Source organism: Paenibacillus sp. Soil750, from assembly GCF_001428045.1.
GTDB lineage: Bacteria > Bacillota > Bacilli > Paenibacillales > NBRC-103111 > Paenibacillus_E > Paenibacillus_E allorhizoplanae.
This window is the reverse complement of sequence record NZ_LMSD01000001.1, coordinates 315,266-337,668: the sequence shown is the minus strand read 5'-3', so window position 1 is coordinate 337,668 and position 22,403 is coordinate 315,266. Positions and strand designations below refer to the sequence as shown.

At 44.4% G+C, this 22,403-nt stretch carries 22 protein-coding genes and 1 riboswitch; of the genes, 2 read left to right on the top strand and 20 right to left on the bottom strand.

The window, feature by feature from the left end:
* Nucleotides 1–5 precede the first annotated feature (5 nt).
* The 10 genes from ASL11_RS01440 to ASL11_RS01395 all read right to left on the bottom strand — a co-directional run bounded on the left by ASL11_RS01440 (nucleotide 6) and on the right by ASL11_RS01395 (nucleotide 7,796).
* Complete coding sequence (locus ASL11_RS01440) at nucleotides 6–461, bottom strand: S24/S26 family peptidase (protein ID WP_056608895.1); 456 nt, start codon at nucleotides 459–461, stop codon at nucleotides 6–8.
* Nucleotides 448–717: a PqqD family protein gene (locus ASL11_RS01435; RefSeq protein WP_056608893.1), complete on the bottom strand. Its 270-nt coding sequence runs from the start codon at nucleotides 715–717 to the stop codon at nucleotides 448–450. Before ASL11_RS01435 ends, ASL11_RS01440 begins: the two co-directional genes overlap by 14 nt.
* Nucleotides 717–1,505: a hypothetical protein gene (locus ASL11_RS01430; RefSeq protein WP_235550337.1), complete on the bottom strand. Its 789-nt coding sequence runs from the start codon at nucleotides 1,503–1,505 to the stop codon at nucleotides 717–719. The genes ASL11_RS01435 and ASL11_RS01430 overlap by 1 nt, the downstream gene beginning before the upstream one ends.
* 71 nt (nucleotides 1,506–1,576) lie before the next feature.
* Nucleotides 1,577–1,771 carry a hypothetical protein gene (locus ASL11_RS01425; protein ID WP_056608890.1) on the bottom strand — a complete coding sequence of 65 codons (195 nt, stop codon included), beginning with the start codon at nucleotides 1,769–1,771 and terminating at the stop codon, nucleotides 1,577–1,579.
* Between the two features lie 12 nt (nucleotides 1,772–1,783).
* On the bottom strand, nucleotides 1,784–3,496 hold the full coding sequence (locus tag ASL11_RS01420) for a hypothetical protein (protein WP_056608888.1): 1,713 nt from the start codon (nucleotides 3,494–3,496) through the stop codon (nucleotides 1,784–1,786).
* Between the two features lie 21 nt (nucleotides 3,497–3,517).
* Nucleotides 3,518–4,801, bottom strand: a complete 1,284-nt coding sequence (locus tag ASL11_RS01415; protein ID WP_056608886.1) for an efflux RND transporter periplasmic adaptor subunit — start codon at nucleotides 4,799–4,801, stop codon at nucleotides 3,518–3,520.
* 46 nt (nucleotides 4,802–4,847) lie between these two features.
* Nucleotides 4,848–5,480: a CpsD/CapB family tyrosine-protein kinase gene (locus ASL11_RS01410; RefSeq protein WP_268796181.1), complete on the bottom strand. Its 633-nt coding sequence runs from the start codon at nucleotides 5,478–5,480 to the stop codon at nucleotides 4,848–4,850.
* 19 nt (nucleotides 5,481–5,499) lie between these two features.
* Nucleotides 5,500–6,261, bottom strand: a complete 762-nt coding sequence (locus ASL11_RS01405) for a YveK family protein (RefSeq protein ID WP_056608877.1) — start codon at nucleotides 6,259–6,261, stop codon at nucleotides 5,500–5,502.
* A gap of 213 nt (nucleotides 6,262–6,474) precedes the next feature.
* On the bottom strand, nucleotides 6,475–6,777 hold the full coding sequence (locus ASL11_RS01400; RefSeq protein WP_056608875.1) for a helix-turn-helix domain-containing protein: 303 nt from the start codon (nucleotides 6,775–6,777) through the stop codon (nucleotides 6,475–6,477).
* Entirely contained in the window at nucleotides 6,774–7,796 is a 1,023-nt protein-coding gene (locus tag ASL11_RS01395; protein WP_056608873.1) for an HD-GYP domain-containing protein, read from the bottom strand. The genes ASL11_RS01400 and ASL11_RS01395 overlap by 4 nt, the downstream gene beginning before the upstream one ends.
* A 252-nt stretch (nucleotides 7,797–8,048) precedes the next feature.
* Between ASL11_RS01395 and ASL11_RS01390 the strand changes: the two genes are divergently transcribed.
* Nucleotides 8,049–8,786, top strand: a complete 738-nt coding sequence (locus ASL11_RS01390; protein WP_235550335.1) for a hypothetical protein — start codon at nucleotides 8,049–8,051, stop codon at nucleotides 8,784–8,786.
* 255 nt (nucleotides 8,787–9,041) lie between these two features.
* Here ASL11_RS01390 and ASL11_RS01385 read toward each other — a convergent pair whose 3' ends face one another.
* The 9 genes from ASL11_RS01385 to ASL11_RS01350 form a co-directional block, all read right to left on the bottom strand.
* Entirely contained in the window at nucleotides 9,042–9,740 is a 699-nt protein-coding gene (locus tag ASL11_RS01385; RefSeq protein ID WP_056608872.1) for a response regulator, read from the bottom strand.
* 56 nt (nucleotides 9,741–9,796) lie between these two features.
* A complete protein-coding gene (locus ASL11_RS01380) occupies nucleotides 9,797–11,311 on the bottom strand; it encodes a DUF4118 domain-containing protein (protein WP_056608869.1) in 1,515 nt (504 codons plus the stop codon).
* Between the two features lie 5 nt (nucleotides 11,312–11,316).
* Entirely contained in the window at nucleotides 11,317–13,620 is a 2,304-nt protein-coding gene (locus ASL11_RS01375; RefSeq protein ID WP_056608867.1) for a histidine kinase, read from the bottom strand.
* A 73-nt stretch (nucleotides 13,621–13,693) separates the two neighbouring features.
* Nucleotides 13,694–14,257: a potassium-transporting ATPase subunit KdpC gene (kdpC, locus tag ASL11_RS01370; RefSeq protein ID WP_056608865.1), complete on the bottom strand. Its 564-nt coding sequence runs from the start codon at nucleotides 14,255–14,257 to the stop codon at nucleotides 13,694–13,696.
* Nucleotides 14,258–14,285: 28 nt separating this feature from the next.
* Nucleotides 14,286–16,322, bottom strand: a complete 2,037-nt coding sequence (gene kdpB / locus ASL11_RS01365; RefSeq protein ID WP_056608863.1) for a potassium-transporting ATPase subunit KdpB — start codon at nucleotides 16,320–16,322, stop codon at nucleotides 14,286–14,288.
* A gap of 38 nt (nucleotides 16,323–16,360) precedes the next feature.
* The gene (gene kdpA, locus ASL11_RS01360; RefSeq protein ID WP_056609589.1) at nucleotides 16,361–18,031 is read right to left on the bottom strand and encodes a potassium-transporting ATPase subunit KdpA; all 1,671 of its coding nucleotides are present in this window, start codon (nucleotides 18,029–18,031) and stop codon (nucleotides 16,361–16,363) included.
* Nucleotides 18,032–18,078: 47 nt separating this feature from the next.
* Entirely contained in the window at nucleotides 18,079–18,156 is a 78-nt protein-coding gene (locus ASL11_RS38080) for a potassium-transporting ATPase subunit F (RefSeq protein WP_171631218.1), read from the bottom strand.
* Between the two features lie 121 nt (nucleotides 18,157–18,277).
* Nucleotides 18,278–18,493 (bottom strand): hypothetical protein, encoded by a 216-nt coding sequence (locus ASL11_RS01355; RefSeq protein WP_056608861.1) that lies wholly within the window; start codon nucleotides 18,491–18,493, stop codon nucleotides 18,278–18,280.
* 201 nt (nucleotides 18,494–18,694) lie between these two features.
* On the bottom strand, nucleotides 18,695–19,165 hold the full coding sequence (locus tag ASL11_RS01350; protein ID WP_056608859.1) for a hypothetical protein: 471 nt from the start codon (nucleotides 19,163–19,165) through the stop codon (nucleotides 18,695–18,697).
* Nucleotides 19,166–19,283: 118 nt separating this feature from the next.
* A riboswitch (cyclic di-AMP (ydaO/yuaA leader) is annotated at nucleotides 19,284–19,452 on the bottom strand.
* Nucleotides 19,453–19,828: 376 nt separating this feature from the next.
* Between ASL11_RS01350 and ASL11_RS01345 the strand changes: the two genes are divergently transcribed.
* A complete protein-coding gene (locus ASL11_RS01345) occupies nucleotides 19,829–20,323 on the top strand; it encodes a hypothetical protein (RefSeq protein WP_056608857.1) in 495 nt (164 codons plus the stop codon).
* 179 nt (nucleotides 20,324–20,502) lie between these two features.
* Here the strand turns inward: ASL11_RS01345 and ASL11_RS01340 are convergent, their stop codons facing one another.
* A complete protein-coding gene (locus ASL11_RS01340) occupies nucleotides 20,503–22,329 on the bottom strand; it encodes an APC family permease (protein WP_056608856.1) in 1,827 nt (608 codons plus the stop codon).
* Nucleotides 22,330–22,403: the final 74 nt, after the last annotated feature.

Genomic DNA, 22,403 nt, shown 5'->3' with positions numbered 1-22,403 from the left:
AGAATCTATCCTTGTATACGCTTCCTGCGTGCTAAGTAATGATTTAGAACTAATGATATTGGAGGAACTCCTAACACGATGTATCCCCAGGCTTGAGCTGCCCAACCGTCTACATGAATAATTCGTTCATTCCGCTGTATCCAGTCCATTCTACCTATCAACAGCTCCTGATCAATGCCTTCATCACATGCCAAATTCGTATCTCCCTTACAATGCAGGATGATCCCCTGTTCTAGCCATGCCTTCCGTATCAAGCGATGAGCAACTAAACTTCCATATCGCGTAAAGAATAGAACGACATCGCCTTTCTTGATATGATCAGCTTGGGCGGGTACAAACCTGCATATATCCCCCATTTGAATAAAAGGATACATACTTGTACCTTGAGCCGGAAGCTCAATCCAACCGTTTTTATCCATAGTTTGTACAATTAGCTGCCTATATTCCTTAGGAAATTGCATGTTGTACCAGGCCTCGTCTGATCATATCCTGCAAAAAGGCTTCAATGTCAGCTTCAACTGGTTCATCCACCAATACATACTCCTTTCGCACAGCTTCACTGATCGAACTCACCGTTTGTGCTACCCCTAGCAATGACCAGCAAAATCCGCCCACGCCATTTAGTTTCGTTAAGGTGTATTCATCCGTGTTCAAAATAATCCATTCCATATCCAATTCAATGGACTCATAGTCATTCATCCGGAGGTACTGGGACATTACGAAATCAGCTCCCAAAATGTATTGTTTTTTTGAAACTGTAACTCACTGATCGAAATGGAACGAACCATTTGTCTTAACATTTGGAGGATACGAATTGTTTCATCTGGGCTATGCGTCCAATAAAAAACTTTGTCCATGAGATGTAGAAATGCATCTGATTGACTTAGAGAAGCAACATGATTCGTACGTGCCTGCTTCAACAAGTAAATACCTGCAAGCGGGCTGACTTCCTTGGATCCAGTTCGGGAAAGTTCACTTCGAAACGGAGAATCAAACACAGTCACATGACTGGAAGTAATTTTGACAATTGTAGCTTCATCGGATAGAAGCTCGCGAGGATATGACAGCTTGGCAGCAGTTGACTTACCAGCGCCAGAGTACCCGGCGAACAAATAAGCTTTATCATGATCGATCACACAGGAAGAATGGATTAATAACCCCCATCCAACATACACCAAATAAGAGCTATATAAGTTCATCCATGCATGCTTCAACGCCAGTTCGTTATAAACAGCAATTGTAGCACTACGATAATCAGGTTCGGCTTCAATGAAGTAGTCCGCCCTACGATAGCAAATCTTATTTGTTTCTGTTGATATCTTTACCTCATAGTCAACAAATGCTTCCCCATAGCCATCAGTTAATTGAAGCCTGATATGAGGCGTAACCTTAGGTGGTTGGGTGATCAAGAAATTGTTGCACATCCAATTTAGAATCATAGTTGATTGACATTGCACTTCAATCGTATGCTCACCAATTCTCGTGTAAATGAGTTCCATGTTCATCACCTCGGACTTCTATATAAAGCAATCATGGAGGTCAAGTATTCAGAATATTGACCTCCATCAACGTCTAATTAATGCTTCCCATTATGATGAGGTCCACTATATGGTGGGTTAGGATAATGAATACCACCATTTCCATTCCCATTGTGATTGGTATTGCCTTGGCCTTTATTCCAGCTTTGAGCTGTTTCAAAGCGAACTGGCTGTTGGCTTAAAACGCGGGGACGCGAATATCTTCTTGGTTTCATTGCTGTTTCATTTTCCATCGCTCATCTCTCCTATCGGTTCCATGATTGTATGAGTCTTCTTACCTCACCAAATGGTGTATCAATAATTTCATACATGTTCAACTTTACCGTGGTTTCTTGTCTATCATAATCAAAGTTCAGTGTCTGCGGGCCGCTAACAATCTTATTCTCACCTGTGAATGAAAGGACCTTGGAGGTCATAATCTTATTCGATGAATCCACAAGCTCCAGTCTCACTTTAGACGATCCTTGATCCGCTACAACCTCGTCCTGAAGCTTTATGTCAAAATCAACATTTAACTTGTAGGAATACGAGTTTCCAGCGCCCATAACATAGAAGGCAGTTAACGACCAACTATTTAATGTCGTCTTAAAAGGATAGAAAGCTTTATCAGAGGAATCATCCTCCACTTTGGTCTGAAAAGCAGCCACGGGGAAATTGTAGGGCTCCACTCTTTTCGTATCCAGAATTTCCATTGCTAATCGAGCACCGGTTTCTGTATTCGGAACAATATAGGAGTAGTAGATAACATAGCTGATATTAGGAATCAGAGTTTCGACTTTCGTATCTTGCCTATTCCCCAAATACTTATTTCCACTACTACTTGTCAAACTGGTTTGAAATTTCGGAACTTGAACAGGTCCCTCACTCTTATTAAGCAATTTAAACTTAGCAACAACTGCTTTAAACCCGCCACCCGTACTCTCATTCATTTGCAAGTCAATCATGGATACTTCCACCTCTGGGCGAATGAGACCACTTAATGGATCAAACTTGATAGGCTTGTTCAACTCATACATGGACAGTTGATTCATAAAACGCTGTGTGCTGGTAGCTCCAGAAAGATTGATCATCAATCTTCCGATTAGATAAGAGATATGTGATTTATCCTCACCTACAAAATCTTCAGGCGTTAATATGACTAAACTCCTTAAATCTGCTTTGTTTTTTACAGGAATCGCATAGTACACATAATTCTTCTCACCTGGATCCAATGTGATCGTGTCTATATCTATACGTTTTCCGTTAACGGTCTTATTCAATGTTTTCCCGTTGACTCGAAAATCAGCTATCGTAGTTGCCTTGTCACCCACATTGGTAGCTAGAAAACCAACAACTGTAACGGGGCCATCTGGTGTAATCTGTTCATTCAAGCTCACAGGCTTGTATTCGACACTGCTTGATAACACAGAGATTTTAAACGTATTATCCCATTGCTTTATCAACGCTGGATCAGAGATAGCAGCCTTTTCCCCTTTCCACTCCATGTCAGAAATCGGAACCGAGATGATCCTTGTTTCATGCTTGGGATAGACGAATTCATCAACATCCAACCAAGACAGTTCAGTTAAAGCGAAGTCATCGTATCGATCTACAACATTCATATAGCTTAGTTCGACCGTCTCTTTCGGTTGTACATTTCTAGGATTTGCTTGACTCGGACGCATAATATATTCCAAACCCTCTTGTGTCTTCGCACGAACTTCATATTCTGGAACGCCGATTAAGCGATCTCCAGCATTATAAAGGCGAACAACAGCACCTATTCTAGCGCCATTTGGGCTTGGTTCATTCAGAATACTTTTCACTTCCACGTTAATAGCATCTGTAAGTTGATAGCTCAATTCTGTTGAGGTTTGTGTGTATTTCGCATCCGCTGCTACATGAAAGGAGGCAGATGGAATGACTAAGGAGGCCGCTAAGATGAACATAATCGTCGTTTTTTTCCAATTTATTTTCAAGTCGAGTCACTCCATTTTTAATTATTGCTCTTCCACGGCCGTCATTTGAACTTTCGTTTTATCGACTAACGCACCAGGGTTCGTTTTAACAACAAGTTCCCCTTCTTTAAGGCCTGAGGTCACTTCTTGATTGGGTTCATTCAATCTTCCCAATGTAATGCCTCGTTTCTCAACGGAATCACCGACAAGTACAAAGACAAATGCTTTTTCGCCTTCTTTAACGATGCTATACGTCGGCACTGTTACTACAATCTGGTCTGCATCATCTGACATTTGAAGTTTGAGCTTCATCCCTGGCTTCAAGAGTATATCTTTATTCGGTACCTCTAAATTGATTTCATAGGATTTGCTCTCAGGGTCCATGACCTTTGCCAGATAACTGATCGGTCCCTTAAATTTTGTTTTATTACCTGTTAACAAATAACCCATTTCAGTCTTACCACTAACTAGTTTCGTTTCATCTTCAGTAAGCTGCGCTTTAATTTTAATAGGATCCAATCTTTGAATAATGCCAACCTGAGATCCTGAAAGCACTGGCATCCCCGTTTCTAGTGGCATCTCGGTTAGTAATCCGCTAACTGTAGCTTTCACTTCTAAATTTTGCATGGATTGATTGAGCTGTTGCAAAGCAACTTGGGCTCCTTTGAGCTGTGACTCAAGTGCTGAGGTAGCGTCAACAGGCTCTAATTGGCTTTGCTTTTTCTTCAATTGATCCAAATCCATACGAGCATTCATCATTTGAGTTTCCATCTGATACAACTGTGCTTTGGTTGCTAGTCCTATATCATAGTCATTTTTCATTTTGTTATAGCTCCGTAGGAGTGTAGTCATATTTAACTCCATTTTTTGAATCGCATTGCTCATCTCTAATCTCTGATTTTCTATTTCTCGTTGAGCCTTTATTTTCGCTTTCTCAATGGATTCCTGAATAGCCGTTATTGCAGCCGCAGCCGAATCTCTTTGGACAAGAGCCTCACTCGATTTGAGTCGAAAGATAACGTCCCCTTCTTGAACCATATCTCCACGCTTTTTCAAAATTTGCTCAATATCGCCTGATGCCTTGGCGACTACAGTAAATTGAGCGGAGGATTGCACTTCGGCGGCACGCTCTAGCGGATCTCCAATTTTTTGCTTGATTACCTTAAATGCTTTCACAGATGGGATGGCTTGATCTTTATACACGGACTTTGCGTCATTACTAGTGACAGCGGTATCTGAGCAGCCTGCCAAAATACCAATGCTTAGCGTCAATATGCACACGATTCTTCCGGTTCGTAGATTCGGCTTTCGTCTTTTTTGTCTCATTAGCTATAAACTCGCTCCCCTTATTTTGATTTTTCAACATAACCGATTAGAGGTAAGCATTGGCCTCATGATTTCGTACTTCGTTCAAAACGACCCCGATCAATTTTACATTTGCAAGCAATAGCTCTTCTTTCACTTTCTTAGCTACATCACGTTTGACCTTTCCATATTCAACGATGAGAAGTACTCCGTCACACTTCGTCGCTATAATCTTAGCATCCGTAATCGTTAGCAGAGATGGCGTGTCCACGATGACAATATCGTACATATCCCTTAGTGTGGCTAAGAGGGCATCCATTTGCTTCGAGGCTAGTAAGCCAGAAGGATTCTGCGAGTTTGGTCCTGAAGTAATAATTGAAAGGTTCTCCACAATTGTCTCCCGAACGAGTTCGCTCACATGTGCCTGACCCTCCAAATAATTGGTAAGTCCCCGTCTATTCTCATCACTGAAAGCTTGATGGATGGATGGATTTCGTAGATCCGCATCCAGCAGTAACACTTTCTTTCCGATTTGCGCGTAGGCCACAGCCAAATGAACTGCTGTTGTAGTTTTCCCTTCACCTCGGCTTGAAGACGTGATTGTAATCGATTTTGCCTCTCGACCAAAAGTAGAGCACTCGATATTAAACCTCAACGATCTATAAGCTTCTGAAGTTGAGGAGTTGGGATGAATGTGCATCATAACGGGGGAATTAGAATTAGTAGCTAGTTTTGGCATATGAGATGTCCTCTGCTTTTTTGCTAATTTTATTTTTCCGCTTTACGCGTTGCATGTTCTTTTTTACTTTAGGTATGTAAGCCAAGGTCGAGAGTTCAAAAACCTCACGAATATCCTCTTCTGTTTTCAACGTATCGTCCAAAGCATCCCATAGAAGAATGATACCAACTGTAGCAGCCAAGGAGACAAGAAACCCTAGGATGATATACTGATTCGATTTCTGATTTATAGGCGTTGGATTATCTTGAACCTTAGCTCGATTCAGAATCGTAATATTATCAACCTTCATAATGTTAGGAATTTCTGATTGGAATACATCAGATACCGCGTTCGCAATGCGCACTGCTCGTTCGTGTGAGAGATGTCGTGCAACAATCGACATAACTTGCGTTTCATTGATATTGGTTACATTGATTATCGAGATTAATTGGTCTGTGGAGACGTGTAAATCGGGGTAGCGTTGAACAACTTTATCCATAATCGCTGGTGTTCTAATAATTTCCTTGTAGGTATTAATGAGGGACATATTGACACCAATGGCTCCATAATCAATTTGTTCTTTGCCCAGTTGATCTTGCTCTGAAGTCTTATTCACTATTAATTTTGTAGAAGCTTGATAGATTGGAACATAGTTTGATGTCGAATACATAGCTGTAAAAATGGTACAAGTACCTACAACTAGAACTATGATCCACCAGCGTTTTAATATAACCATCAAATATTCCTTCAAATTAATTTCCATAATTCCCCTCCATAGAAGTCAATTTCGATTTGCTATGATACTATTTGTATCTTAATTGTTACTCTTACTTTAAGATACTTTTCGTATCATGTCAACACAATATTATTGATTTTTAGTTCCAAATCGTATCGAAATTAAGCGAGCTATAGAATGCAAAAAGCAGCACTTTCCCCCTAGAGGATAGGCTGCTTTTACTAGGTAAAACTCCCTTATTTATCTCATTCCCATCGATGCTACGCGGACTGACTCACCCGCACCTAATCTTGAAACTAGCAGAGCTTGCTGCAACAGTAACGCTAGCAGTTTCCGCATGGAGCCAATGCCGATTTTACCCATAATATTGGCAAGGTGAATTTTCACTGTTTTCTCACTGATACAGCAATTTTCGGCAATTTCTTTGTTGGTATATCCATATGTAGCAAGTAAAGAAAGGATTTCGGTTTCACGTTGAGTTAGACCATAGTTGGAATAAAATTGAAGTAAAACGTCTGACTTTTCTGGATTTATTGGCTTCATATGACAACTTCCTTTATATGAATGTGTCTTTCTCGACTGAGATCAAGAAAGGTATTTTCGATTTTAACGAGTGGATTCGTATCATCCGTTGGATTAATATAGACGACTTCACCCCAGCGGCCATCCGTGAGAAGCACTTGCCGGCCCACTAGATTGTAGATGATATTCTGTAAAAAAACGGAAACAATATGCGGATCTAATTCGCCGAAGAATCCTTTCCTTAAGCGGCTGACGACCTCGTGAAAAGGCATCATTTCGTGATAGGGCCTCTTCGATGACATCGCATGGAATACATCTGCAACAGCTACGATACGGCTCATTTTATCGAGTTGACTATCTTGCAGCTGCAGGGGATATCCCGTGCCATCTGCTCGCTCATGATGCTGAAGGGCAACCAAAGCTACACGATAGTTAATGCCTACCGTTTCTCGCAGCATATTGTAGCCAAGAATGGTGTGTTTTTTAATTTCTTCATATTCTGCCGTCGTTAATTTGCCCGGTTTCATTAAAATTTCTTGAGAAACTTTGATTTTACCCACATCATGCATGGTTGCTGCTAAAGATAAAAGCGCCACTTCTGTCTCTGCGAGCTCCATCCATTTGCCAATAAGTGTCGAAAGAATGCCCACGCCAATATTGTGTTGATGGGTGTATTCATCCTTGGCCTTAACGGCTTGAAATAATTGAAAGAGATCCGGATTGTCGGCTGCTTGCTGGACGATAGGAATTAATTCTGACTTAATCTCAAGCAGTGGTATTTTCTTTTTTGTCTGAATACGTTCGAATAAGTCTTTGGCATATTCCGTCGCTTTTTGAACAAGACGGTTCGCGTCATGAGCAGGTGCAGATTGCGTCTGGCCATCAGGCATAGCCGTGGTTACGATATCCATCGCGTCAATGCGATGCTGCTTAAATAAGTCCAAATGCTCTTGATTGAGAACGGTATGGATAGGAACTAAGACTAGCCCATAACTTGTTGTCACATCATATCTTAATCTTTTACCCAGTAGGTCTCTCAAGATATCCCGCTCCATTATTTCAAAATCATACCAATTTCTATTATATACGACATGCCTCTTCGCATATATGGGAGAAATAACCTATATTTCGACAAATTAATCTAGGTTATTTCTCCCAGTTCGGTATATTATTGCATTCCATATAGGACTAGCGATCCTTTACTTTTGTTATTTGCTATCCGTGACATCCGTCTATCCCCCTGCATATAGTAAGTATCGACAATCCGCTTTTACCTAAGGAGGACTTCACGAATGGCATCGAACAAAAAACAAGAACTGCGCGACGTAGAGCTTGAAACGGAGATTTCAAAAAGCGCAGCCACGGAATCAGACTATCCAACAGCCTACTATCCACAAACACAAAATACGCCGTACCCATACGGCTATCCCGTACCCCAATACTACGGCTGGGTACCAGCCTATGATCCACGCGGCCTAGGAGGCTTCGGCATCCCTGGCTTCCCAGGGACTGGCGGCATGCTACCTGGATTCCCAGGTGGGCAAGGCGGCTTCGGTGGACCTGGCGGTTTCCCAGGTGGTCCAGGGTTCCCTGGCGGTCCGGGCGGTTTCCCGGGTGGACCTGGTGGATTCCCTGGCGGTCCGGGCGGTTTCCCAGGTGGACCAGGAGGATTCCCTGGCGGACCTGGCGGTTTCCCAGGTGGACCTGGTGGATTCCCTGGCGGTCCGGGCGGTTTCCCTGGCGGACCAGGACCTGGGCAAGGGCAAGGCGGATATCAACCGCCAACCTCTGCGCCACCATCCCATGTACCGCAAAAGCCGCTTAAAGCACCTGGTGTTTACGCTGTAGATCCAGGCGGCATCTCCCGCTGCTTGTTCAGATTCACATACATCTGGCAAAGCAACGGACAACAATACTGGTATTTCCCAGTGTTCGTTGGACGGACATCGGTTTCTGGATTCCGATGGACCGGATTCTCTTGGATGTTCTTTGGGATTGATTTGCGCTTTATTGACGCCTTTACTTGTTAATTCATCACGACAAATTAAACCAGTTAACATCGAGTTTTCCGGATGTTAACTGGTTTTTTGCTGGTGCATCCCGTAGCTACATTTGTATGAACAGGAAAATATACAGCTATTTGCTAGGAATTGCCTCGCAAATTCGATTTAACTGTAGAAAATCCATCGATTCGCCTCAAAGATCTAGATTCTTATATCTAAAAAAAGCTTCCAACACCACGCCATCGTGGGGGGTAGAAGCTTTTTTCCTTGAGCACCACTTCGTTAGTTCTCTTGCCAAGCAAACCGATACCCAATCCCCGGCTCCGTCAATATATACTGAGGTCTTGCCGGATCTGTTTCGATCTTCTTCCGCAAATGTCCTACATATACCCGTAGGTACTGGCTGTCAGATTCATACTGCTGACCGCCCCACACTTGCTTGAGCAGCTGCTTATGCGTCATGACACGGCCAGCATTAACCCCAAGCACCTTGAGCAAGTCATACTCGGTTGGCGTTAGCTTCAGCTTCTCCCCATTGAGCTCGACGCTGCGCTTGGCCAAATCAATGACAAGCTGGCCGAGCTTCAGCACAGGCTCATCGGGTGCTTTGGCTATATGCCGAAGAGCCACACGCATGCGGGCCATGAATTCGCCCATGCCGAATGGCTTCGTCACATAATCGTCTGCGCCGCGATCTAAGGCAGCGACCTTGTCATGCTCTTGATCCTGCGCCGTTAAAATAATGATGGGCACATTCGACCACTCTCGAATGCCATCCAGAACCTCCATACCGGTCATATCCGGCAGCCCCAAATCTAGTACGATGAGATCCGGACGGAACATTGCCGCCTGCAGCAAGCCTTCCTGCCCAGTTGTAGCTTCTGCCGTTTCAAATCCGTGGGCGGTTAAGGTGACACGCAATAATTTTCGTATTTGCGCCTCATCATCAATGACTAAAATTTTCGCGCCCATTGTTGTCATGTTTCTCTCCGTCCCTCTTAGCGAATTGCAGACATATAGTCAGAAACTTACCTGCGCTACTGTGATAAAGGCAAGCTCAGTTCGATAACCGTGCCCTGACGGCCATCTCTCCTCGCGCTAGCGGTAATTGAACCGCTATGCGCTTCCACAATACTCTTACATATTGCGAGCCCAAGCCCCGTGCCAGGAATATGCTTCGTACGATCACCTCGATAGAATTTCTCGAATACCCGTTCCCTGTCAGCTGGAAGAATGCCCGCCCCTTCATCTGCAATCGTCAAACTCAGCATGTCGCCGTCCTTCTCCGCTTCAATACGAATTTCGCTTCCTTCAGGCGAGTACTTGATGGCATTGCTGATTACATTCATCAGCACTTGTTCCATAAGAACTTCATCCAGCGGAACGGAAGGCAGATCCGGATCAAAAGCTATGTTCACAACTCTATTGTGCAGAGCATCCTTCAACTGTGTTAAGGCGACACCGACTACATCTTCGATCCCACACCACATTTTATTTAAGCGCAGCATACCGCTTTCAATACGAACCATGCCGAGCAAATTCCCCACAAGTCTATTCATGCGCGTAGCACCCTCACGCGTCGTCAGCAATAATTCTCGCCGATCATCGGGACTAAAGACGTCCTCTCCTTCGAGCAATCCTGTTACGGACCCAATAATTGTTGCCAATGGCGTACGCAATTCATGGGAGAGTGAATCCAACAAAGCTGTGCGTAACTTCTCCGACTCAGCAGTCAATTGTGCCACTTTGGCCTCATCCGCCAGTTTGACTCGCGAGATCGCAACAGCCATTAGATCCGAGAGCGCCTCGATGATCCGAATAAGCTCTGGCATCTCGGACATTAATCGATCGCGAACTTGTACAGCGAGCACGCCATGTACCTGCTGATCTGTCGCTAAGGGGACATACAAATCCGATGATTCACTCAATGTTCGAGTCCCTCTCCCCGCAATCGTATTATTACGGTTCACCCAGCCAGCGATTGTTAGGTGAGCTTCATCATTGGCCCAATCTCCACTTTCCTTCGAAGAAGCTTCTACCTGTTGTTCGCCATGTTGATTTGGCAGAATGATAGCAGCCTTCGCATCAAGTGTATCGGCAACATACTGTAGAATCTGCTTTAGCAAAATGTCTAGGTCTGAAATCGCAGTAATCTTACGACTTAATGCATACAGCGCAGCGGTATTCGCTTCTTTCTTCTGCGCCTGTTGGAACTGATTTCTAAGCTTTGAAGCAAGGCTTGACGTAAGGCCAGCCACACATAAGAACACAACAAAGGTTAGGATATAACGCAAATCAGCGACTGTAAGACTGAGTAGCGGTGGAACAAAGAAGAAATCAAAGGCTAAAACACCTAATGCCGCAGCAAAAAAAGAAGGTCCTCTCCCCCATCGAACAGCACTAAACAGAACTGGAAATAAGTAGAGAAGCGATATATTGACGAGATCAAAGAAAAAATCAAAACCTTTTAAAAATATCGTCAACAGGACGATAAAAAGTGCAGTTACAGCATACGATTGCCAGTTTGCATGTTCTTTTTTTGGAGTTTCCATAAGGTTTAGTTTACCTTATTTCTCGAAATTTGACACGAATCATAATCGGCAACAATGAGTACATCCATTGTGCTTGCATGCGGCAAAAGCTTTTGGACGATAGCATCTTTCCAAACGATGATTTGTGTAGCTCCGGCGTTACTTGCTTTCGTCGCAAAAACACGGGGAATTTGGTTACGATTCACTACCTCTTGATAGGAGAACTCTCCTCCCAAGCGAGTGGTCAGCTTTTCTAACGCTTCTTGCTTTGGCTTCCAATCGTCATAGGTAGGCCGAGCCGCTATTAAGGTTACATGCCAAGCTGCTTTAAGCCGATGCGCAATGCGAAACCCCCGCCGAATTAAGCGATCCGCCTGCGAAATTTCCGTCACACACACGTAAATGACTTCCTTCCGCCGCCATGGACCACGCAGAGAGCTCTTACGCTCCATCGACTCCAAACGTTCATCAACATCATCCGCAATTTCACGCAGCGCCAATTCACGCAAAGCGATCAGATTTCCCGTCTTAAAAAAGTTATTTAATGCCTGCTCTACTTTGACCATCGCATAAATCTTGCCATCTCTCATCCGAAGCTGCAGCGCTTCAGGGGCAACATCAATTAACTGAACTTCATCTGCTGTACGCAGCAGACTATCTGGTACGGTTTCCCGCACGCGAATACCCGTTATATGCTCAACGGCATCATTCAGGCTCTCCAAGTGCTGAACGTTGACAGTCGAGATAACCGAGATGCCAGCTTCCAGAATTTCCAACACATCTTCATAGCGTTTCTTATTCTTACTTCCTGGTACATTCGTATGTGCAAGCTCATCCACTAAGACTACTTCAGGTCGAAGACGAATAATGGCTTCTGTATCCATCTCCTCCAGTCTTACGCTTTGATATTGGTTTACTGCTCGTGGCACAATGTCAAGATCACCCACTTGCTGGGTCGTCTCTTTTCTTCCATGGGTTTCAAGCAAACCTATCTTCACATCAATCCCCTTTTTAAGCAGATCATTGCCTTCCCGCAGCATCGTGTACGTTTTACCGACTCCAGGCGCAGCGCCAATATAAACCTTGAATCTGCCTCGTCTGATTTTTTCGATTTTCGCCTCCACTTCTTGTGTGCTCAGACGTCTATATTTGTAAGGCTCCTTGGGCGTGTGAATATGAGCAGGCAGAATACGCTCTCCCTCTTGAGAAGCACGATCGGCTATCAGAAACACATCGATATTTTTGGTTCTTTCTAACACACCATTAATAACGGAGCCTTGTAAAAAAGTTTGCCATCTCGTTTGTTTGGAATGCCCTAATACAATACGTGTAACATGATTGGCGTTCGCATAGTCCACTAAAACCCGAGGAATGCAGCGGCGAAAAGTAAGCGGCAGCTCTTCAAATTTACCTCCTACTTTCTCTACAAGCTTCATAATGGACCTTCGAAATGTAGCAGATTCTTTGGTAAGCGTTTTACCTTGTTTACGCAGTGTAACTACATGCAGATCGCCATTCAATCGCTTCGCGATTTGTTGGCCACGACGTACATAAATGGATCCATTCCAATGATATTGCGTCGTAACTAGTATACGTTCCGTCGCTCCGGATGGCCCTTGAATCCCCATTTGTTCACGATGTGCTTCCAAAGAATCATTGACATCCTCGGCAACTAGACGGAGAGCTAATTCTCGCAGCACACCTAAATTACCGCGTTTAAATAAGGCTGCATCTTTGTTTCCCTTTAAATGCCCCTCTCCTAGCCGCGTTAAAATCGTTTCCGGCGTTGCATCTATGAGTCTCACCTCATCGGCCAGTTCTAAGGTATCAGAGGGAACGCAGTGACCCACTTCAATACCTGTCAGTTTATGAGCAACCTCCATCGTCCCTTCTAGCTCATAGACATTCACCGTGCTGATCACGCTAATATCGTGCGAGAGTAAATATTTAATATCTTCGAGCCTAGTTGGGAATTGAGCACCCTCCCGGTTCTGATGAGCAAGCCCATCAACGAGAACAACTTCAGGGTTTCTTTCGAGTAAGGCATCCAAGTTCAGATCCTTTTGTTCCACGCCATCTTTCATCCAATGAATGCTTGGTACTCTCTCCAAATCCCCTAATTGTTCCACCGTTTCCGGTCGTTGGAGCGTCGAAACCGCACAGATAACCACATCGATCCCTTGCCCCTTGAGATTATGACCTTCACGCAGCATGTGATATGTTTTACCAGATCCGCTAACCGCCCCGATATAAATTTTCAAGCTGCCGCGGTGCAGTTTGGAGATGGATAATAGAATCTCTTCTGGTGTTTTTCTTTTGAAACCATCCATCATAGTGACCTCCTTCCCTGTCTCTAAAAAGTGCAGAAACCACTCTCATATCGAGAGTGGCACCCTGCTTACTTTACAATTTCACTTGTTTAAGCAGTTCGCTATTTAGTTCAGTCACATTGACTCTTGGTTCCCCAAAAATGCCCAGTTGCCGCTCTTTTGACATGCGGTCAATTAAATCATTAAGCTCGTTCGCGGTGATCCCGGTTTCCTTACTAATTCTTGGAACTTGGGCTTTCGCTCCTTCTGGTGACAAGTCCGGATCAAAGCCTGAGCCAGAAACAGTAACTAAATCTGCCGGAATTTCAGTTAGCGTAGGATTTTCAGCCTTTAACGCGGCAATTTTCTCTGCCATTGCCGCTGCATAGTCGCTGGAAGCAACCACTGTATTGGAGCCAGATGATGCTGTTGGGTCATACTTGGCTGCCGATGCTCTTGGATGGAACAGCTTTGGAGACTCGAAGCTTTGAGCCAGTAATTCCGATCCAATCACCGTACCGCCTGATTCTATAAGACTGCCGTTTGCTTGTTTGGGAAATAAAACTTGAGCCACCCCTGTCGTAGCAAGTGGATAAATAAGTCCACAGACGATCATGAACAATAACGATACACGAACAGCTATCATAACCGATTTCATAAAATGATCTCCTCGTTTCTCTATCTCTTTACACGATGTTTAAGCCGTGAAGTACCATATCAATGATTTTAATCCCGATAAATGGTACAACCACACCACCGATACCGTACAGCAAAATATTACGTGACAACAGCCTATCAGCCGACATCGCCCGGTACTTAACACCCTTCATGGCAATGGGAATCAACAGCGGGATGATGATAGCATTGAAAATTAAAGCAGATAGAATGGCCGATTCTGGTGATGCCAGATTCATAATATTCAAGGCCTGCAGCTGCGGCATAGCTAGAATGAACATCGCAGGAATGATCGCGAAGTATTTAGCAATGTCGTTGGCGATCGAGAACGTCGTCAAAGCCCCACGAGTGATCAATAATTGTTTACCAATAGAGATCACCGATAACAGCTTGGTCGGATCGGAATCCAGATCGATCATATTAGCCGCCTCTTTGGCAGCCATCGTCCCTGAATTCATCGCGAGTCCTACATCCGCTTGTGCAAGTGCAGGCGCATCATTCGTGCCGTCACCTGTCATGGCAACGAGTTTGCCTTCCTGCTGTTCTTTCTTGATTGCGGCAATTTTATCTTCCGGCTTCGCTTCAGCAATAAACTCATCTACACCAGCCTCGAGTGCAATCGTTGCAGCCGTAAGTGGGTTATCTCCTGTACACATCACAGTTTTGATACCCATTGCGCGCAGTTCCGCAAAACGTTCCTTCAATCCCGGTTTTACCGTATCCTTAAGGTAAATAACACCATAGATTCGCTCGTTAATCGCAACCGCGAGTGGCGTGCCTCCTGCTTTCGCGATTCGGTTCGTTATCGCTTCTAAATCAGCTGGAATTTTGCCACCATGCGCAGTAACATAGTTCTTGATCGTATCAACCGCACCTTTGCGGAATTTCACACCGTCTGCTAGATCAAGTCCCGACATCCGTGTTTCTGCGGTAAACTCAACCACTTCTGCATCCGAGTAATGATCAGCTTGCCAAGACTCCCCAAGCTTATTCGCAAGCTCGACAATGGAGCGTCCTTCTGGTGTTTCATCCTTCACAGAGGCTTGTAGAGCTGCGAAAGTAATGTCTTTCACCGATCTGCCACTCACGGGCACAAACTCGGAAGCCATCCGATTACCAAACGTAATCGTCCCTGTTTTATCCAAAATCATCGTATCGATATCACCAGCAGCTTCAACAGCCTTACCCGACATCGCTAGCACGTTAAACTGCGTCACACGATCCATTCCAGCGATACCAATCGCTGATAAGAGACCGCCAATTGTCGTTGGAATGAGACATACCAGCAGCGCAATCAACGTGGAAATTTCTAATTTTACGTTTAAATACGAAGCCATCGGAACCATCGTCATAATGACAATTAAGAAGATCAATGTCAGTACAGCAAGCAGCGTTGTTAACGCAATTTCGTTCGGCGTTTTCTGCCGTTTGGCACCTTCGACGAGCGCAATCATACGATCCAAGAATGATTCGCCGGGATCCGTCAACACTTTGACAACGATATAGTCAGAAGCTACCCGTGTACCGCCTGTCACAGATGAGAAATCGCCGCCTGCTTCCTTAATTACCGGAGCAGATTCCCCAGTAATCGCTGATTCATCAATAGAGGCCAAACCCTCAATAATTTCACCATCGGAGGGGATAAGCTCTCCAATTTCAATGCGTACTACATCACCTTTGCGAAGCGAAGTCGAAGACACTTGCTTATAAGTGCCATCCTTTTGAACTAGGCGAGCCATCGTATCGGATTTCGTCTTCCTGAGGGAATCAGCCTGCGCCTTACCTCGACCTTCCGCCAACGCTTCAGCAAAGTTAGCGAATAGTAAGGTGAATAGCAAGATCAAGAACACTGCGATGTTATAACCCCGCCCTACTTCCGAGCTGCCAAACAACTCAGGTGCAAGAGAAAGCAGAAGGGTAATCACTGTGCCTATCTCAACAACAAACATGACCGGATTCTTCATCATGATCCAAGGATTTAATTTTTTGAACGAATCCACGATAGCTTGATTCACAATATCTTTAGTTAATGTTTTTTTACGTTCCACAGTCCAATCAATCCTCCATCTCTATTACGTCTATCCGTTTAACGCGCCGCCAAATGTTCAGCAATCGGCCCCAGTGCCAGCGCCGGGAAGAACGTTAGAGCACCAATAACTAGAATAATCATGATCATAATCCCCATAAATAAAGGCGTATTCGTCCGAAGTGTTCCCGTCGTAACAGGTACGACTCGCTTCGTAGCAAGTGATCCCGCAATGGCCAGCATCGCGATAATCGAAATGTAACGACCAAACAGCATCACCATACCAATGCCCAAATTGTAGAAGTTCGTGTTCGCGGTCAGGCCACCGAAGGCCGATCCATTATTAGCTGCACCCGATGTGAAGGCATACAGCACCTCAGAGAGACCATGCGTGCCCTGGTTGGCTATGGAAGTAATCGATTCAGGGCGAATCAGCGCCCAAGCGGTCGGTGCGAGAATGATAAGCGGATGGGTAAGAATCGCAATGGCCGCTAGTTTAATCTCTTTTCCTTCAATCTTTTTACCTAAAAACTCTGGCGTACGCCCCACCATTAACCCGCAGATAAACACAGATAAGATCAAGTAAAGCAAGCCGTTTAACAAGCCTACTCCTTTACCGCCGAACACATTGTTCAACATCATTTCTGCAAAAGGAACAATGCTTCCAAGAGGCGTAAGTGACTCATGCATATTGTTGACGCTGCCTGTTGTTGCAGCTGTAGTCACTGCTGTAAATAACGCGGATTCGGACGGTCCGAATCGAACTTCTTTGCCTTCCATGTTGCCATGTACGCCTAACGCATCTACCGCAGGCACACCTTTATATTCCGCATAGAAAACCGTAGCGACCATAACTACGAAAATAATCCCCATCGCAGCAAAGATCGTCCAGCCTTGTTTCTTGTTCTTGATCATGAGTCCAAATGCGTACACCAGTGAGGTAGGTAGAAGCATCATACAAATAATGTGGATCAAGTTGGCAACAGGCGTTGGATTTTCAAAAGGATGCGCGGCATTCGTGCCGAACCAACCACCACCGTTGGTGCCTATGTGTTTAATAGATTCAAAAGAAGCAACTAAACCACGAGTAATGGTTTGCCCTGCACCTTCAATGGTTGTCGCTTGTACGGCACCTAGCAGAGTTTGTGGAACACCTTGAAAAACTAGGATCAAAGCGACAATGAAGCTCAGTGGCAGGAATACGCGTGTAATCGCCCTCGTTATATCCACATAGAAATTCCCGAGATTATCTTGACGGCCAACTAGACCACGCGTGAAAGCAACAGCAATAGCAAATCCAGTTGCTGCCGAAGTAAACATCGGGAACGTAAGTCCCACCATTTGTGACAAATAGGACATGGCATTTTCACCGCTGTAAGCTTGCCAGTTCGTATTGGTAATGAAAGAAACAGCTGTATTGAAAGCGAGTGCCGGAGGCATATTACCTATGCCATCAGGGTTAAGCGGTAAGTATTTCTGAAGCCGAAACACAGCGTACATAAGAAGCATCATTACAAAGTTAACTAACAGGACAGCGCCTACATACTTTTTCCACCCCATGGCTTCGTCTTCTTTGACACCCATGATGCGATAAGATACACGCTCGAAAGGACCAAAAATGCGATCAAGGCCACTCTTTTCATAGCCAAACACTTTGACCAAGTAGCTGCCCACAGGCTTTACCAAAAGCATGATAATCCCTAGTGTGACGACTACTTGTAACAATCCCATACCCATAGTAGGTTCTCCCCCTGCTTACGTAAGCTTATAATCTACAATTAAAATTTCTCTGGTTTAACTAAAACAAAACCTAGATATACCATAATGGCACATCCAATGAGTCCAATAACTATCATCTGATTGCCTCCTAACATTTTTCTTGAAAAACGACTTCGTAAACTTACGCTTATGCTTTCTCACAATATTTTGCAAATCCCCAAAAACCTAGAAAAGTTACTGCAAATAATAAGATCATTGTTACATCGTTGTACACGGACACACCTCCTTGATGGATGCTCCTGAATCTGTTGTATCTACTTGGATAATTCGCTTCGCCCCTAGACCCTTTAACTTGATTCTCTCCATCTTGTTGTTTGTTAATGCAACAAAAGGAATTCCTACCAATTTCGTATGTTTCATAAACGCAACGCCTGCCTTCGTTGGCGCAGCTATCAGCAAAAAATCACTTTGCATGACGATCACCGCCCCCTTTCCTGAAACATTGTAACGCCGATCCATATAAAAAGGGGGTAAAGAAACTGTGGCATCGGTATAAAAAAAGTATAAAAATATGGATTCTCTTACCCACCTATCCAAGTTAAATCAAAAAAGCACCTCCCCACTCAATGACTAGTGGTTGGAGGTGCTCTTTGAATTGTAATCTAGCTTTCTCTCTTAGAAAGAGATATACGCCCCAGAATGCTCAAATAAATAAGTGCGATTGGATAGATAACTTAGTTCTTGTTCACTTGCAGTTGATAAGTTCTCTAGCTTTTCTGATAAATTCGTTAGTGCAGTTGCCATTAAATGAGATCGTACTTCTCCCCATGCCTCTTGTTTCTGATGAACATATTGTAAACCATCTTGAAGAGGAAGACCTTTGAGCTTCTGAAATACTGACGCCCATTGAACGAAATCCCCTTTCAGATTGCCGCATGGAATCACGAATTGCCCTAAACCGCATGTTCCGAGATTCGTTGAAATCGTCAGTATACCGCAATGACAGTCGGTGCCATGTCCAGGCTGCAGTTTATCGGATAATTCACAATCAAATCGAAAACATTCAATACGGATAATCTTGCATTCCTTGATAAGTTCGGTACATTCGTCAGATACTCTCACTAGAGTCAGGGGTTCGGGATGCATAATAGATTCACTCTCCTCAAAATATGAACAACAAAAAGAAGCCAAAGAGCAGAGAATCTCTACTATCGGGCTTCGAAACAGCGTGAATAAACGCGCTGTGGACGGCACGAAAAGAAGGTCGTTCTCTCCCAATGCGCCTACGAGGTTAGCTGTCGGATTCGGGCTTGGAAGTGCCCTACCCTAGCAAGCTGCGCTTGCTAAAGATTCACCCCGAGAAACCGATGCTGTATCCTATCGGTTCTTCTGGTTCCCCCGTTTCCCTTACGGGAATTCAGCGTTTTGCTTTAAATGATCTGTTGTTGATCCGAATATTACGCCTCATAGCCAAGAAAGTAAAACGGCGTGTAGGGACTCTATTTCTTATTTTTCAGCTGATTCAGCAAATAAAATTGGATCCAAACTATCCAAACATTCATTTTCGATATAAATGCTTCAGCTTGCTTCCGTTTTTGGCGATTCGTAGCCATCAACCTCTACTCCCACGGCTTCGAGACTATCAGTGGATTTGCATTTTTATTGTATTTTTATACGTTAGCTATGGATTCTTTACCCCCTTTTTATAAGGTTCAATCATACAATTATACCTATCAGATGGCGCTCATCAAGCAAAGTGACTTTTTGCAATTCTACTGTTTCAAACAAAGCGTCAGAAGGAGAAATGTCATGACTTCCACCTCCCGATACTATTTAGGAACCCTACCGCATTTGTTGAATCCAATCGATTTAGATTACGAGTGGTTCGGTGTCTTATGGCTAGAAGAGGAACATCATTTTCCTATCATTGTTGGTTACTGGTTTTCTAAAGAAAAGTCCGAGATTATACATGATGCTATCCAGTCAGGGTTTTCAACATGGACCGAAATATCCGATCATCAAACCATAATGAGAATGTATGAGTCCATAAGAAACAAACAGAAAAAACAGGATTGGGAGAGGCGGACTCGCTTATCCATCCGTACGATTTTCAAATCACCCTGGAGTGAAGTTTCCTCTGGATTGTATATCATCAAATCGCGGGAGACGTACCCCCTTCATGTTTCAGCCATTCTCAAGAAGAAATTCTTTGTTTGGTTGGAACATGCCGCCGTCTGTGAAACAGAGGCAGAGCTTCGTGGGTTTATGCAACGGGTAAGTGAGGAGCATCAGATGGAAACATGAATGAAAAAAGGTAGCCCTACTCTGAAGTAAGGGCTACCTTTTCCAGTTTATCTCAGGAAATTAGTTCGATAATTTCGGACTAATGGATGCTGAGGGCGGAGTCCAACCCGTACCAAGTCGATAAAATCGACTTGCACACCTGCCGCCGTGCACCCCACCCGAACTATCGAGCATTCACGCTACTTTTTTAAATGATATGGCACGGTCGTCACAACCAAATTCCGCTTATACAACAGGAACGCCCTTATCAGTAAACTGGACTGATTGTGGAGGATGTTATGCCAATTCTTCTTAGGAATAAACTGTGGAATGATCACGGTTACCCGGAAATTCGATTCCGAAGCCTTATGTTCCACGGTATCAATGAATTTGGTCAGCGGGTGGACAATGCTTCGATAATGGGAATGCAGCGTGACTAAGCGCACATCGGGCTGCCACTTCTGCCATTTCTCCTCGAACTTTTTCTCATCGTCCCGTTCAAAAGCCACATACACCGCAATAATTTGATCGGGTGATAGCGACTTGGCGTAGTTCAACGAATTCTCCACCACATGTGTGAAGCCGGCTACAGGCACAATCATGACATTCCCTTCAATCGGGAGGGCAGGTTCACAAGAAGAGAGTCGCAATTGTTCAGCGATCGCATCGTAATGCTTTTTGATTTGATGAAAAATGAACACGATGAGCGGTAGGAAAATGAGCACACTCCAAACTTGTCCAAACTTGGTGATAAAGAAAATCATCATGACGATGAAGCTCATGAATGCTCCTACCAAGTTGACCGTTAATTTGAGCAGCCAACCTCTCGGCTTCTCCCTAAACCATTTCACCAGCATGCCTGTCTGTGCCAGTGTAAAAGGAATGAATACCCCAACGGCATAGAGGGGAATGAGCTGCTCGGTCTGCCCTTTGAACACGATAATTAATAGCATAGAGGTCACCGCTAGGAAGATAATCCCGTTCGAATAGCCCAATCTGTCGCCGCGCATCGTAAACATCCTAGCGATAAATTTATCCTTGGCCAGATTAACCGCGAGCAGCGGAAATGCGGAATAGCCCGTATTCGCGGCGAGAACAAGTATCATCGCGGTTGTACCTTGGACGATATAATACATCAGTCCTCGGCCAAATGTCACCGTCGCAATCTGAGAAACAACTGTTTCCTTCTCGGTCGGGGCAATGCCGTAGTAGTAGGCCAAGTAGATGATGCCGGCGAACAAAATAGCTAATAGCATGCCCATGGCCATTAGTGTTTTGGAAGCGTTGTTCGGGGCAGGCGTCTTAAAGTTCGGAATGGCATTGGATATCGCCTCAACCCCTGTTAATGCCGAGCTACCTGAGGAGAAGGCTCTTAACAAGATGAATAAGGAAATGCCCGCAACCGGTGTCCCCAAGGGCGTATGCAAATCAGGAGAAATATCACCTGTAAAGATCTTGAACAAGCCAATACCAATTAGAATAAGCAGGGCGATCACAAACAAATACACAGGATACGCCAAAATAGAGGCAGATTCCGTAATTCCGCGCAGATTGAGGATCGTGATAAACAATACGAGTGCCAGAGCAATCGGCACTGTATAGCTATGTAAGCTTGGAAAGGCTGACGTGATCGCATCGGTACCCGCGGATATACTAACCGCTACCGTCAGGATGTAATCGACTAGTAGGGATCCGCCCGCAAACAACCCTGCGTTCATCCCCAGGTTCTCCTTCGAGACGACATAAGCACCTCCCCCTTGCGGGTAAGCGAAGATGATTTGTCGATAGGACAAAATAAGAGCTACTAAGAGAAACAGAACACCGCAAGCGATAGGGACTGTATACCAGAACGCCGCTGCGCTAATCGTTATTAAGACAATTAGAATCTGCTCTGGACCATAAGCTACCGAGGAGAGTGCATCTGAAGAAAGAATAGCCAATGCTTTCTTTTTATTTAACTTCTGCTCGCCTAATTCATGGGACTTCAAGGGCTGGCCTATTAACAAACGCTTCAAATCAGTCAACAATGTGCGTACACCACCTTGATGTGATAAGTTCGTCTCAGTTTGCCCTATTTCTTGAAATCGATTATAAATACTGG